General features: G+C 59.3%; 14 protein-coding genes. 10 read left to right on the forward strand and 4 right to left on the reverse strand.

The window, feature by feature from the left end; genetic code table 11:
* Positions 1-20 precede the first annotated feature (20 nt).
* The 3 genes from ABVR31_RS20850 (at position 21) to ABVR31_RS20860 (ending at position 1,498) form a co-directional block, all read left to right on the forward strand.
* Positions 21-875 (forward strand): helix-turn-helix transcriptional regulator, encoded by an 855-nt coding sequence (locus ABVR31_RS20850; protein ID WP_021508896.1) that lies wholly within the window; start codon positions 21-23, stop codon positions 873-875.
* 72 nt (positions 876-947) lie between these two features.
* Positions 948-1,121 carry a hypothetical protein gene (locus ABVR31_RS20855; protein ID WP_021508895.1) on the forward strand — a complete coding sequence of 58 codons (174 nt, stop codon included), beginning with the start codon at positions 948-950 and terminating at the stop codon, positions 1,119-1,121.
* 29 nt (positions 1,122-1,150) lie between these two features.
* Positions 1,151-1,498, forward strand: a complete 348-nt coding sequence (locus ABVR31_RS20860; protein WP_021508894.1) for a hypothetical protein — start codon at positions 1,151-1,153, stop codon at positions 1,496-1,498.
* Positions 1,499-1,537: 39 nt separating this feature from the next.
* On the opposite strand, the gene ABVR31_RS20865 is transcribed toward ABVR31_RS20860, so the two are convergent.
* Positions 1,538-2,731: a zinc-dependent alcohol dehydrogenase gene (locus ABVR31_RS20865; protein WP_021508893.1), complete on the reverse strand. Its 1,194-nt coding sequence runs from the start codon at positions 2,729-2,731 to the stop codon at positions 1,538-1,540.
* A gap of 263 nt (positions 2,732-2,994) precedes the next feature.
* Here ABVR31_RS20865 and ABVR31_RS20870 point away from each other — a divergent pair, with 263 nt between their 5' ends.
* Complete coding sequence (locus tag ABVR31_RS20870; protein ID WP_021508892.1) at positions 2,995-3,702, forward strand: phage antirepressor KilAC domain-containing protein; 708 nt, start codon at positions 2,995-2,997, stop codon at positions 3,700-3,702.
* Between the two features lie 34 nt (positions 3,703-3,736).
* Here ABVR31_RS20870 and ABVR31_RS20875 read toward each other — a convergent pair whose 3' ends face one another.
* Both ABVR31_RS20875 and ABVR31_RS20880 read right to left on the reverse strand, forming a co-directional pair.
* Positions 3,737-3,952: a hypothetical protein gene (locus ABVR31_RS20875; RefSeq protein ID WP_021508891.1), complete on the reverse strand. Its 216-nt coding sequence runs from the start codon at positions 3,950-3,952 to the stop codon at positions 3,737-3,739.
* 141 nt (positions 3,953-4,093) lie between these two features.
* Positions 4,094-5,365, reverse strand: coding sequence for an FAD-binding oxidoreductase (locus ABVR31_RS20880; RefSeq protein ID WP_353955807.1), 1,272 nt, complete (start codon positions 5,363-5,365; stop codon positions 4,094-4,096).
* Positions 5,366-5,482: 117 nt separating this feature from the next.
* Here ABVR31_RS20880 and ABVR31_RS20885 point away from each other — a divergent pair, with 117 nt between their 5' ends.
* Genes ABVR31_RS20885 through crtB form a run of 5 tightly spaced genes read left to right on the forward strand, consistent with a single transcriptional unit; the run spans position 5,483 to position 11,253 of the window.
* Positions 5,483-6,388: a polyprenyl synthetase family protein gene (locus ABVR31_RS20885; RefSeq protein WP_372774403.1), complete on the forward strand. Its 906-nt coding sequence runs from the start codon at positions 5,483-5,485 to the stop codon at positions 6,386-6,388.
* 14 nt (positions 6,389-6,402) lie between these two features.
* The gene (locus tag ABVR31_RS20890; RefSeq protein ID WP_372774405.1) at positions 6,403-7,680 is read left to right on the forward strand and encodes a glycosyltransferase; all 1,278 of its coding nucleotides are present in this window, start codon (positions 6,403-6,405) and stop codon (positions 7,678-7,680) included.
* Complete coding sequence (gene crtY / locus ABVR31_RS20895) at positions 7,680-8,846, forward strand: lycopene beta-cyclase CrtY (RefSeq protein WP_222952202.1); 1,167 nt, start codon at positions 7,680-7,682, stop codon at positions 8,844-8,846. Before ABVR31_RS20890 ends, crtY begins: the two co-directional genes overlap by 1 nt.
* Positions 8,846-10,327 carry a phytoene desaturase gene (locus ABVR31_RS20900; protein WP_288444936.1) on the forward strand — a complete coding sequence of 494 codons (1,482 nt, stop codon included), beginning with the start codon at positions 8,846-8,848 and terminating at the stop codon, positions 10,325-10,327. Before crtY ends, ABVR31_RS20900 begins: the two co-directional genes overlap by 1 nt.
* Positions 10,324-11,253, forward strand: a complete 930-nt coding sequence (gene crtB, locus ABVR31_RS20905; RefSeq protein ID WP_315659893.1) for a 15-cis-phytoene synthase CrtB — start codon at positions 10,324-10,326, stop codon at positions 11,251-11,253. Before ABVR31_RS20900 ends, crtB begins: the two co-directional genes overlap by 4 nt.
* On the opposite strand, the gene ABVR31_RS20910 is transcribed toward crtB, so the two are convergent.
* Entirely contained in the window at positions 11,192-11,725 is a 534-nt protein-coding gene (locus ABVR31_RS20910; RefSeq protein ID WP_022547228.1) for a sterol desaturase family protein, read from the reverse strand. The genes crtB and ABVR31_RS20910 overlap by 62 nt on opposite strands.
* Before the next feature lie 308 nt (positions 11,726-12,033).
* Here ABVR31_RS20910 and ABVR31_RS20915 point away from each other — a divergent pair, with 308 nt between their 5' ends.
* Positions 12,034-13,224, forward strand: coding sequence for an MFS transporter (locus tag ABVR31_RS20915; RefSeq protein ID WP_150058874.1), 1,191 nt, complete (start codon positions 12,034-12,036; stop codon positions 13,222-13,224).

The raw sequence follows: 13,224 nt of genomic DNA on the forward strand, positions 1-13,224 counted from the left end.
TCTCGTCTGGAGAGCTGCTGATGAGCACCGCGCAAACCCTTACCCCTGCTGAGCTGAACAACCGTAAATTACTCGGTACCTTTTTACGTACGCGTCGTGAGAGCCTGGATCCTAACCGCCTCGGTTTACCGCGTATGCGTCAGCGCCGCACGCCGGGTTTACGCCGTGAAGAGGTGGCGCAGCTGGCGGATGTCGGCGTCACCTGGTACACCTGGCTGGAACAGGGGCGCGATATCAAAGCCTCCACCAAAACGCTGACGGCCATCGCCAGCGCCCTGCAATGCAATGATGTAGAGACGCAGCATCTGTTTTCGCTGGCCGGACACACCCTGCCATCGACGCGCGTCGCTGCTGCCTGCTGCAAGCTCGCCGGACATAATCAGCAAATGCTGGATGCCATTCAGCTGCCGGCGATCATCGAAACGCCGCGCTTCGATATCCTCGGCTATAACCAGGCGTGGTGCGCGCTGATGGGCGTCGATTTAGCCCAGATCGCGCCGGAAGATCGCAACTGTATCTGGCTGGCGTTCAACCATGCCGGCTGGCGTAACGTGATGACCGACTGGGACGAAGTAATGCCACAGATGGTGGCGATGTTTCGCGGTCAGATGGGCGAGCATCTGGGCGATCCGCACTGGGAGAGCTTCCTGGCGCGATTGCTGAACAGTTCCGATGAGTTCGCGCACACCTGGCAGCGCTACGAACTGGGCAAGGTGGAAAACCGCGTAAAACGCTTTTACCGTGCCGAAGTGGGCGAAATGACGCTGCGCCAGAATAACTGGTGGTCGGCGTCACGCAACGGCGACCGCCTGCTGGTGTATGTGCCGGATGATGCCGCCAGCGCAGCGGCGTTGCAACAACTGATTAATCCCTGAATCACCTGCGCTATCCCCAACCTTATTTATCCTGACTATGCTTATCAGACGATAATAAATTCAGGAGAGCGCATGAAACTACTTTATTTCGTTTCGCTTATTGCTGCAGCCGGTTATTTACTGGCTTTCTTACCTAAACTTCGCACCCGTCGCGAGCCTGTGGCTTATTGGGGGTGCTGGGCTTATTTAGGTCTGAACGCGGTATATTGGGCAGTATTTGCGTTTCGCTATTATTTTCTGCGCTAACCGTGGTAACGTCATGAAGGAGTTATGTTATGTCAGAAAACAATCGCGATCGGATGCCCTATTTACTCTATTTTTCCCGTCAGCGTTTACTGGTGGAAAATATCGATGGCCACATCGTTGATATTGGCGGTGCGGAAAGAGTGGGCGATCGTTATCGCTGGCAGCTGGATGGTAAAGATGCCGGAGGAGAAACGGAGCAGGAAGTGGACGAACTACTGGCCGAGGTGGAAAAACACCTGAGCTTTTTGTTCGTCGATGGCCAGTTTACCAGCCTGCCCGATGTCAGTGCTGATTATGGCGATCGGCTGGATAACGCGCCCTCACGGCAAATTGCACTACCTGAGCTCAACGACCGCGATGAAGACATCGTGCGTTAAGCCACGGAAGCAGGCTGCCGTCAGGCAGCCTGTCAGCACTCAGGCCGCCGGCGTGGTACTGGCCATACCGGGCACCAGAATCACTTTGCGGCAATCCTCTTTGCGTTTTTCAAAGATTTCATAGCCGCGCGCGGCCTCTTCCAGCGGCATATGGTGCGTCACAATCTCTTCCGGCGTCAGCAGCCCTTGCTCAATCAGCGACAGCAGGCGCGGTAAATAGGCCTGCACATGCGTCTGGCCCATTTTAAACGTCAGTCCTTTATCGAATGCATCGCCAAACAGGAAGCCGTGGATAAAGCCGGCATACACGCCCGGCACGCTGACCACACCGCCACGGCGCACTGCCGCAATACACTGCCGCAGCGCCTTCCCGCTGCTGCCCTCCAGCTTCAGATTGCTCATCACCGTTTCCGTCAGGCTGCCCTTGGCTTCAAAACCTACCGCATCGATTACCGCATCAACGCCCCGGTGGCCCTGGGTATGATCAATGATCCAGCCAGCAGGATCGTCGATTTCATCAAAATTGATCGGCGTAACCCCATAACGCTGGCGGGCAAATTCCAGTCGATAAGCGTTGTGGTCAATCATAAAGATCTCTTCCGCGCCTGCCAGGCGCGCGCAGGCGGCGCTCAGTAACCCGACCGGGCCGGCGCCAAAAATGGCGACGCTGGAGCCTTTATCCAGTCCGGCATTTTGCACTGCCTGCCAGGCGGTGGGCAGGATATCGGAGAGAAACAGCACTTTCTCATCCGGTAGCGCCAGCGGCACTTTAAACGGCCCGACATTGGCTTTTGGCACCCGTACATATTCCGCCTGGCCGCCCGGCACGCCACCGTACAGTTTGCTGTAGCCAAATAACGCTGCAGGCGGGGTAATATTTTTCTTGTTTAAAATAGCACCGCGCCCGCTATTGGTATTTTCACAGGCCGCATACTGATGCAGATGACAAAAGAAACAGTCGCCACAGGCAATAACAAAGGGCACCACAACGCGATCGCCAATTTTCACATTGGTAACCTCACTCCCCGCTTCGACCACTTCACCCATAAATTCGTGACCAAATATATCACCGTGATCGGTGCCGGGAATTTTCCCGCGATAAAGATGTAAGTCGGAGCCGCAAATTGCCGTCGCGGTGACGCGTAAAATAATGTCGTCCGGCTGCTCTAAAATCGGGTCAGGAACAGTTTCAACACGCACCCGATGTGGGCCATGATAAGTTAACGCTTTCATAATCGGCTCCTCATAAATAAGCGTAACGAAAGGCTGTCTTTATTTAACCTGAATCGCTTAAGCCTGGTAGTAATAGTCGAATAGGCAAGCGTATCGGTATCGGGTGCAGAGCGGGGTCCGGCGTAGTTGCGCTTTGTGCGATATCTCGCAGAGAGGCATTTCTTACAGTAACGGCTAAAAATAATACTGGATATGCAAACAGTATATTGTATACTTATCCAGCAGTCTGATGGACTGTTCCACGTTTGTAAGAGGTGATACTGATGATGATCTCAACGGAAAGTCTTGCTGCTCTCAACGCAACCCTGCTGATGAGCAGCCGTGAAATTGCCAGAATAACCGGCATCACGCATGGCGAAGTGAAGCGCCTGATTAAAAGCCTGGAAACCGCGCAGCGCCTTTCCCAGCCTGTCACGGTGAATCATTACGAGCATGAAGGTGAGACACGTCAGGAGTTTCAGCTGAATAAACGTGACTCGCTGCTGGCGGTTGCTCGTCTTTCCCCTGGCTTTACCGCCGAACTGCTGGACCGCTGGCAGGAGCGGGAAAAATTCACCCATTTGCCCGATTTCACTAATCCGGCGGAAGCGGCACGTGCCTGGGCAGAACAGTTTGAGCAACGCCGTGCGGCGGAACAGCAACTGGCGCTGACGGCCCCAAAGGCAGAATTCTTTGATCGCTTTGTTGATGTGCATGAGTCGCTGGGCTTTCGCCAGCTGTGCAAAATGCTCAAGGTGAAAGAGCCGGAGTTTCGGCAGTTTCTGCTTGAGCGCAACATTATGTACCGTGACAAAGGTGCGCTGACACCACAGCAGCACCATCTGCAAGCTGGCTATTTTGCGCTGCGCAGCGGAATGGGTGAAAACCAGCATGCTTTTTCGCAGGCAAGGTTTACCGCGAAAGGTGTGAAGTGGGTTGCCAGCCTGTGGGCCGGTCATGTCGCTGCACGGCCGAATGGTGTCGCCGCCTGATATTCAGCCGGTCAGGACGACCGGCTGGATTCGCTTAGCGCTGATGGCGGCGGCGCTGGAGCCGATGGCGAAACTGCCTGACCTCTTCGCGTGACCAGCAGCGAGAGGAGAGCGGCAGGCTGTCATCAACCGCCGCCGGCAGCGGCAATTTTTCCAGCGTGCCACGATTGCACATAGCACGCGCCAGCGTGGTACAGGGGATATCAAGGTAATGCGCCATCTGCGGCAGCGTCATCAGGGTGGTACGCATACTCACCTCCATTTGGCTTATGTTTCGCCTTCCATGGTTGAGCAGCCCGGCAGATGTTTTTTTGATCGCGATCAGCCTACGCCTTAATTCAGGTTAAAAATTAATCAATCCGGCACCCTGTGGTCTGCGCCATCGCTTCGCTCACTGTGCCGCCGGAAAGTTTCGCTGAATCGGTGCAAACGCGCTGGCGGTTTTGCCGATCAGCCGTTGTGGACGGAACTCTTTCAGCAGATCGCTGGGGCTGTCGCCGATCAGTTCTTGCGCCACCAGCCGGCCAATCAGCGGTGACAGCGTGATGCCGCTGTGCGTCACCGCGACATACACGCGCTGATGCGGGGTGACAAAGCCCAGCGCCGGCAAGCCATCTGCCGGACGCGCCCGCTGCCCGACGACAATCTGCTCGATCTGCAACGCACCGGCCGTGGCAAACAGCGCACGGTAGCGCTCACGAAACTGATCGGCGATGGCACTATGAGTCGACGGCGGCGCGCCCGGGTCGGCCAGATGATCGAGATCCAGCGCCTGTAACAGTAACCGCCCGCCTCCGTCCGGGCGCACGTTCAGCTGCGGAGAAATCAGGTTGGTGCCAAGCGATAACGGCTGTGGTGCGGTGCGCGCCAGAAAGCTGCAGGCCACCGCATCAGGCTTGCTGGTGTCAATCAGCGCCAGTTCCAGACCAAGCGTATGCAGCAGCTGATTGGCCCAGCGTCCGGTCGCCAGCACCAGACGATCACCCTGCCACTGCTCACCCTGCTCCAGCTGCACCGTCACGCCTTCCGCACTTTCACTGATGTGCTGAATCGCCTGATGCTGATGCAGTACCGCGCCGTGCGCCTGCGCCTCTGACCACAGCCGTGCCAGATACAGCGCTGGATAGAGCACCGATTCCGTTGGAAAATGCCAGATGCTGCCGTGTACCGCAGACGCGCGCAGTTCAGGAATTTCCTGCTGCAGCTCGGCCAGCGTCCTTTGCCGTGCCGCATAGCCAGCGGCCTGTAATGAGGTGGCACGCTGCTGCAGTTGCTGTTCGGCTTCACCCGCGCCGGCCCACTCCCAGGTGCCACAAGGTTCCAGCCAGCGCACGCCATTGGTCTGCGTCAGCTGCAGCCGGATATGCTCCTCCATCGCCAGCGCATTGAGGCGGTGATAGCTGGCAGGCTGTTTGCCGTTGGAGTTCACCCAGGCAAATGTGGTGCTGCTGGTGCCCGCGCCCATGTGTTGCCGGTCAAAGAGGGTCACCTGCGCGCCCTGCCTTGCCAGCGCCCACGCCACGGCGAGGCCGATCACACCCGCACCGATTACCGCCACTTTTTGCGTCGTCATAGCTGTCTCCTCTGATTGCCCGTCATCATAGCAGTCACCGCAGCGAAAACTGGCCTGAGGGTCATAGGAATTACTTCTCAGATTATTCAATAAATAAAAAAAGCGTGACGGTGCGTTAAAGTCGCTTCGCTCGCTGGCGCACTCCCCTTACCGGGTCTACGGTTAATTGAAAAAGCACAAGAATTTAACTAACCATGGAAAGCCGCTATGACCGCCCATGTCGATACCACAGCAAGCCAGGAAAGCGATCTCCTTCAGTTGCATCACGCATTGCAGGCTCATCTTGAACATTTATTGCCTGCCGGGCAGCAGGCCGATCGCGTTCGGGCTGCGATGCGTGCCGGCACGCTGGCACCGGGCAAACGTATTCGTCCGCTCTTGCTGCTGCTGGCAGCACGCGATATGGGCTGTGACGTGGCGCAGCAGGGTATCCTTGATCTTGCCTGTGCGGTCGAAATGGTGCACGCCGCCTCACTGATCCTTGATGACATTCCGTCAATGGATAACGCCCGGATGCGACGTGGACGCCCGGCAATCCATTGTGAATATGGGGAAAACGTGGCGATCCTGGCGGCGGTCGCGCTACTCAGCCGCGCCTTTGAGGTGATTGCCCTCGCGCCGGGTCTGCCGGCAACGCACAAAGCCGAAGCCATTGCCGAGCTCTCCTCTGCCGTGGGCCTGCAGGGACTGGTTCAGGGTCAGTTCCAGGATCTGCATGACGGCGCACACAGCCGCAGTCCGGAAGCCATCACCCTGACCAACGAACTGAAAACCAGCGTCCTGTTTCGCGCCACGCTGCAGATGGCGGCGATTGCGGCCGATGCGTCAGTGCAGGTGCGTCAGCGTTTAAGCTATTTTGCGCAGGATTTAGGTCAGGCATTCCAGTTACTGGACGACCTGGCCGATGGCTCTAAACACACCGGCAAGGACTGTCTTCAGGATCAGGGCAAATCCACTCTGGTGCAGATGCTGGGCCCGGAAGGGGCTGAACGTCGTCTGCGCGACCATCTAAGCAGCGCCGATGCACACCTTGCCTGCGCCTGCCATCGCGGTGTCGCCACCCGTCAATATATGCACGCCCTGTTTAATCAACAGCTGGCGATGTTTAACTGAAGCCGGTCATACCTATGGGGCATTTTGCCGTTATTGCGCCACCGCTCTACAGCCACTTTCACGCATTGCAGGCGCTGGCGCAAACGCTGCTGGCGCGCGGACACCGCATCACCTTTATTCAGCAAAGCGATGCACGCACCTTGCTGAGCGACGAGCGTATTGCCTTTGTGGCCGTCGGCGAGCGCACGCATCCTGCCGGATCGCTCTCCAGCGAACTCAGGCGGCTGGCCGCACCGGGCGGGCTATCGCTGTTTCGCGTGATTCACGATCTGGCCAGCACCACTGATATGCTGTGCCGCGAACTGCCCGCGGTGCTGAAACGCCTGCAGGTCGATGGCGTGATTGCCGACCAAATGGAAGCGGCGGGTGGTCTGGTGGCAGAGGCGTTACAGCTGCCGTTCGTGTCGGTGGCCTGCGCGCTGCCGGTCAATCGCGAAGCGGCCATTCCGCTGGCCGTAATGCCCTTTCGCTTTGCTCAGAATGAGAAAGCGCTGCAGCGCTATCAGGCCAGCAGTGACATCTACGACCGCATCATGCGTCGTCATGGCGCTGTCATCGCTCGTCATGCGCGCGCCTTCGGCCTGCCCGAGCGCCATGGCTTACATCAGTGTCTGTCGCCGCTGGCGCACATCAGTCAGCTGGTGCCCGCTTTTGATTTTCCGCGTCAGCAACTGCCAGCCTGCTATCACAGCGTGGGCCCGCTGCGGACTCCAGTCGCTAGCGGCGCGCTCGCCGCACCCTGGCCAGCGCTGCGCCAGCCGGTGGTATATGCCTCGCTAGGCACGCTACAGGGGCATCGCTTTCGCCTGTTTCTGCATCTGGCTCAGGCCTGCCGCAATCAGCAGCTGTCGCTGGTGGTGGCGCACTGTGGCGGGTTGACCGCCAGCCAGGCACATCAGCTCAGACTGGCCGGTGCTGCGTGGGTGACCGATTTTGTGGATCAGCGGGCGGCACTGCAGCATGCGCAACTGTTTATCACTCACGCCGGTCTGAACAGTGCGCTGGAAGCGCTGGAGTGTGGCACGCCGATGCTGGCGCTGCCGATCGCCTTCGATCAGCCCGGTGTGGCGGCACGTATTGAGTGGCACGGCGTCGGCCGGCGCGCCTCACGTTTGAGCCGGGTCGCGCAGCTGGAGCGACACCTGCAACAATTGCTGAGTGACGATCGCTATCGTCTGCGCATGTCAGCCATTCAGGCGCAGCTGCAGCGGGCCGGTGGCTGTACGCGCGCGGCGGATATTGTCGAGCAGGCGCTGTGTCAGCAGCAAATCGTGCTGGCGGAGGCCACCTGATGCGCGCACCTTATGATGTCATTCTGGTCGGTGCCGGCCTGGCCAACGGGCTGATTGCGCTGCGTTTACGCCAGCTGCAGCCCGCACTTAAGGTTTTGCTGCTGGAGAGTCAGGCGCAGCCGGCCGGCAATCATACCTGGTCGTTCCATCGCGAAGACGTCAGCGAAGCGCAGTTCCGCTGGCTCGAGCCGCTGCTTTCGGCGCGCTGGCCCGGTTATCAGGTACGCTTCCCCACCCTGCGTCGCCAGCTGGATGGAGAATATTGCTCGATTGCCTCGGAGGATTTTGCCCGGCACTTACAGCAGGTGCTCGGTGCCGCGCTACGCACCGCAGCGCCGGTCAGCGAGGTCTCGCCCACCGGGGTCAGACTGGCGGATGGCGGGATGTTACAGGCGCAGGCGGTGATTGACGGACGCGGACTGCAGCCGACACCGCATCTGCAGCTCGGCTATCAGGCATTTGTCGGTCAGGAGTGGCAGCTGGCCGCGCCGCATGGCCTGCAGCAGCCAATATTGATGGACGCCAGCGTCGATCAACAGCAGGGTTATCGCTTTGTTTACACCCTGCCGCTCAGCGCCAGCCGTTTACTGATTGAAGATACCCACTACATCAACCATGCCACGCTGGATGCCGCACAGGCGCGCCGGCACATTACGGATTATGCCCACCAGCGCGGCTGGAATCTGCGCCAGCTGCTGCGCGAGGAGCACGGCTCGCTGCCGATCACGCTCAGCGGCGATATCGATCAGTTCTGGCAACAGCAGCACGGTCAACCGTGCAGCGGGCTGCGCGCCGGACTGTTTCACGCCACCACCGGTTACTCGCTGCCTGCGGCAGTAGCGCTGGCGGAGAAGATTGCCAGCACGCTGCCCGCCGATGCTCACACGCTGAGCCACTGCATCGAATCCTTTGCCCGTCAGCACTGGCGCGAGCAGCGCTTTTTCCGTCTGTTAAATCGCATGCTGTTTCTTGCCGGACGGCCTGAACAGCGCTGGCGCGTAATGCAGCGTTTTTACCGGCTTGACGCCGGATTGATTAGCCGCTTTTACGCCGGGCAACTGCGCCTCAGCGATAAAGCACGCATTCTGTGCGGCAAACCGCCGGTCCCTCTCGGCGAAGCGCTGCGCGCATTGATGATGACCTCTCCGTTACCAGGGAAGAAATAATGAAACGCACCTATGTGATTGGCGCAGGCTTCGGTGGCCTGGCGCTGGCGATTCGTCTGCAAGCGGCCGGCGTGCCGGTCACGCTGCTGGAGCAGCGCGATAAGCCTGGCGGGCGCGCCTATGTTTATCAGGATCAGGGTTTTACCTTTGATGCCGGTCCGACGGTGATTACCGATCCCAGTGCTATCGAGGCGCTGTTTACGCTGGCAGGCAAGCAACTCAGTGATTATGTCGACCTGATGCCGGTGACGCCGTTTTATCGCCTGTGCTGGGAAGACGGCAGGCAGCTGGACTACGACAACAATCAGGCGCAGCTGGAGCAGCAGATTGCTACTTTTAACCCGCAGGATGTCGCCGGTTACCGCCAGTTTCTGGCCTATTCACAGGATGTGTTTCGTGAGGGCTATCTGAAACTGGGCACCGTGCCTTTTCTGCATTTCCGCGACATGCTGCGTGCCGGGCCACAGTTAGGTCGGCTGCAGGCCTGGCGCAGTGTCTACAGCATGGTGGCGAAATTTATTCAGGACGATCATCTGCGCCAGGCTTTTTCCTTTCACTCGTTGCTGGTCGGCGGTAATCCTTTTGCAACGTCTTCGATCTATACCTTAATTCACGCACTGGAGCGCGAATGGGGCGTGTGGTTTCCGCGCGGCGGTACCGGTGCGCTGGTTGATGGCATGGCGCGGCTGTTTCGCGATTTGGGCGGTGAACTGCTGCTCAACGCCGAAGTCAGCCAGCTGGAGACCGAGGGTAACCGCATCAGCGGTGTCCAGCTGAAGGATGGGCGCCGTTTTGCCGCCGCCGCCGTTGCGTCAAATGCTGACGTGGTGCATACCTACGATCGCCTGTTAAGCCAGCATCCTGCGGCGCGTAAACGCGCGGCAACGCTGAAGCGCAAGCGGATGAGCAACTCGCTGTTTGTACTCTATTTTGGTCTTAATCATGCCCACCCGCAGCTGGCGCACCACACGGTGTGCTTTGGTCCGCGCTATCGTGAATTGATCGATGAGATCTTCAATAGCAGCCAGCTGGCGGAAGATTTCTCGCTGTATCTGCACGCGCCCTGCTCCAGCGATCCGTCGCTGGCACCGGCGGGCTGCGGCAGTTTTTACGTGCTGGCACCGGTGCCGCATCTCGGCACCGCCGCAATTGACTGGCAACAGGAAGGACCGCGCTTGCGCGATCGCATTTTTGCTTATCTTGAGGAGCACTATATGCCGGGTCTGCGACAGCAGTTAGTGACACACCGTATGTTTACGCCGTTTGATTTTCGCGACACGCTGCACGCGCATCAGGGCTCAGCGTTTTCGCTCGAACCCATTTTGACGCAAAGCGCCTGGTTCCGGCCGCATAACCGCGATGCCGACATTGCTAACCTTTATCTGGTGGGGGCTGGCACGCATCCCGGTGCCGGTGTGCCAGGCGTGATCGGCTCCGCGAAAGCCACCGCCCAGCTGATGGTGGAGGATCTGACCGGATGAACCAACCGCCGCTGATTGAGCAGGTCACGCAAACCATGGCGCAGGGCTCCAAAAGTTTCGCCAGCGCTACCCGGCTGTTTGATCCTCCAACGCGCCGCAGTACGCTGATGCTGTACGCATGGTGTCGTCACTGTGACGATGTGATAGATGGTCAGACGCTGGGCGAAGGCGGCACGCAGCACGCGGTAGCGGATGCACAGGCGCGGATGCGCCACCTGCAAATCGAAACCCGCCGCGCCTACAGCGGTGCCCACATGGATGAACCGGCGTTTCGTGCCTTTCAGGAAGTGGCGCTGACGCATCAGCTTCCCCAGCAGCTGGCGTTTGATCATCTGGAAGGGTTTGCGATGGATGCGCGTGAAGAACGTTACGCGTGTTTCGGGGACACGCTGCGTTACTGCTATCACGTGGCCGGCGTGGTGGGGTTAATGATGGCGCGCGTGATGGGCGTACGTGATGAGCGCGTACTCGATCACGCCTGTGATTTGGGTCTGGCGTTTCAGCTGACCAATATCGCGCGGGATATCGTTGAGGACGCGGAGAATGGCCGCTGCTATCTGCCGCAGAGCTGGCTGGATGAGGCCGGACTGAGCGCCGCCCAGCTTGCCGATCCGCAACATCGCGCAGCGCTGGCCCCGCTGGCAGCGCGTCTGGTGAGCGAGGCTGAACCTTACTATCAGTCAGCGCGCAGCGGGCTGCCCGGACTGCCGCTCCGTTCGGCATGGGCGATCGCCACCGCGCGCGGCGTTTACCGTGAAATTGGCGTGAAGGTGCAGCATGCCGGTGCCCGGGCGTGGGATGCGCGCCAGCGCACCAGTAAAGGCGAAAAGCTGGCGCTGCTGGTGAAAGGGGCCGGCGTCGCGCTTACTTCGCGCCTTGCTCATCCCCAGGCGCGTCCTGCCGGTCTGTGGCAGCGTCCGCGTTGACACGACGCCCATGGCGCTGGCGCAGCGTCGCCTGCAGCTTGTGCAGCGGCGGGGCGTAAAGAAAGCCAAAGGAAACGCAGCCTTCCCGTCCCCGCACCGCATGATGCATGCGGTGCGCCATATACAATCGCTTCAGATAGCCTTTGCGTGGAATATAGCGGAACGGCCAGCGTTGATGGACCAGGCCGTCATGCACCATAAAATAGAGCGCGCCATAGGTCGTCATGCCAGCGCCAATCCATTGCAGCGGCCAGACACCGTTGACACCCAGCCAAATCAGACCAATCGACAGCAGCGCAAACACCACGGCATACAGGTCGTTGAGCTCAAATTTGCTCTCATGCGGTTCATGATGCGACAAATGCCAGCCCCATCCCCAGCCATGCATAATGTATTTATGCGACAGCGCCGCGACGATCTCCATCAGTATCACGGTAGCCAGCAGGATAAGCGCATTCCATAACCAGAGCATCATTGGTCCATTTGCGAAGAGTGAGAGTATAAAGGTGGACGTGGATAGCGAAAGGCGCAAGTCCCCGGCAAAAAAACGCACCGGCAGCGTAAATACCAGCCAGGTCACGGACGCGTGCTATCACCGTCAGATAAGCAAAGCGGCAAGAAGGTTATCCTGCATGGCGGCCGGGTGGGTCTGCTTTACATCGATTTAACAGCTGGTTAGTATAGCCAGCGGTTCAGCGGTCAAGGCTGCTGCGTACGCGTTAACGTCAATCAACGCACCATATGCAGAGACTTTCTGCCTCATTTCTATGGTGCGCAAACATGTCCCATACCGCTTTATCTGCTGATTCTGCCCTGCGTCGTTCCGGCTTTTTCCTGCTGCTGCTGTTACTGACCGCCGCCAACTTACGCACGCCCATCACCGCCACCGGGCCGGTACTGGAAAATATTCGCCTGACATTTGGCCTGAGCGCCAGCGCTGCCGGCGTGATTAACTTTTTACCGCTGCTGATGTTCGCCACGCTGGCTCCGCCAGCCGCCTGGTTTGGCAATCGCTTTGGCCTGGAGCGCAGTCTGTGGGGGGCGTTACTGCTGATCGTCCTGGGTTCACTGCTGCGAATCAGCGGCAGCGAAACGGCACTGTGGCTGGGTACGCTGATTCTCAGCAGCGGGATCGCGGCGGCCAACGTCCTGCTGCCGCCGCTGATTAAGCGGGATTACACCGCGCATACCGCGCGTTATATCGGGCTGTATGCCATGACCATGGGCATCACCGCCAGCATCGCTTCCGGCGTGGCCGTGCCGCTGGCCGAACTCAGCAGCGCCGGCTGGCGTTTGTCGCTGGCGGTCTGGCTGATTCCGGCGCTGATCGCGCTGCTGGCATGGCTGCCGCAGCTGAAAAATCCCGCGACGCATGAGCAGCGCGCGACAGAGGTCACCGTAACGCGTTCGCCGTGGCGTTCCGCGATCGGCTGGCAGGTTTCGCTGTTCATGGCCAGCCAGTCGTTACTGTTTTATACCCTGATTGGCTGGTTTACCCCGTTCGCACAGGATAATGGCATCAGTCAGCTGCAGGCGGGCGGCATGTTGTTCGTCTATCAAATTGTGGCGATCGCCTCCAATCTGGCCTGTATGCGGGCGCTGAAGCAGCTGCGCGATCAGCGTCTGATCGGGCTGCTGGCCTCGCTGTCGATCTTCATCGCGGTGACCGGCCTGCTGCTGGCACCCGCATGGTCGCTATTGTGGCTGATTCTGGCAGGCCTCGGTGCGGGCGCCTCGCTGCTGATCAGCCTGTCACTGTTTAATTTACGCACCCGGGACCATCGCCAGGCCTCGAAACTCTCCGGCATGGCGCAGTGCGTGGGTTACGGGCTGGCGGCGCTGGGACCGCTGTGCTTCGGCATGCTGCATGATGTCAGCGGCAGCTGGCAGCTCCCGCTGCTGATGCTGTTGGCAGTAAGCGCGCTGCAAATGGCGATGGCGCTGCTGGCCGGACGCGACCGCGCTATCTGA

Origin of the sequence: Pantoea sp. WEP (genome assembly GCF_041678305.1) — a bacterium.
GTDB classification, from domain to species: Bacteria; Pseudomonadota; Gammaproteobacteria; order Enterobacterales; family Enterobacteriaceae; genus Pantoea; species Pantoea dispersa.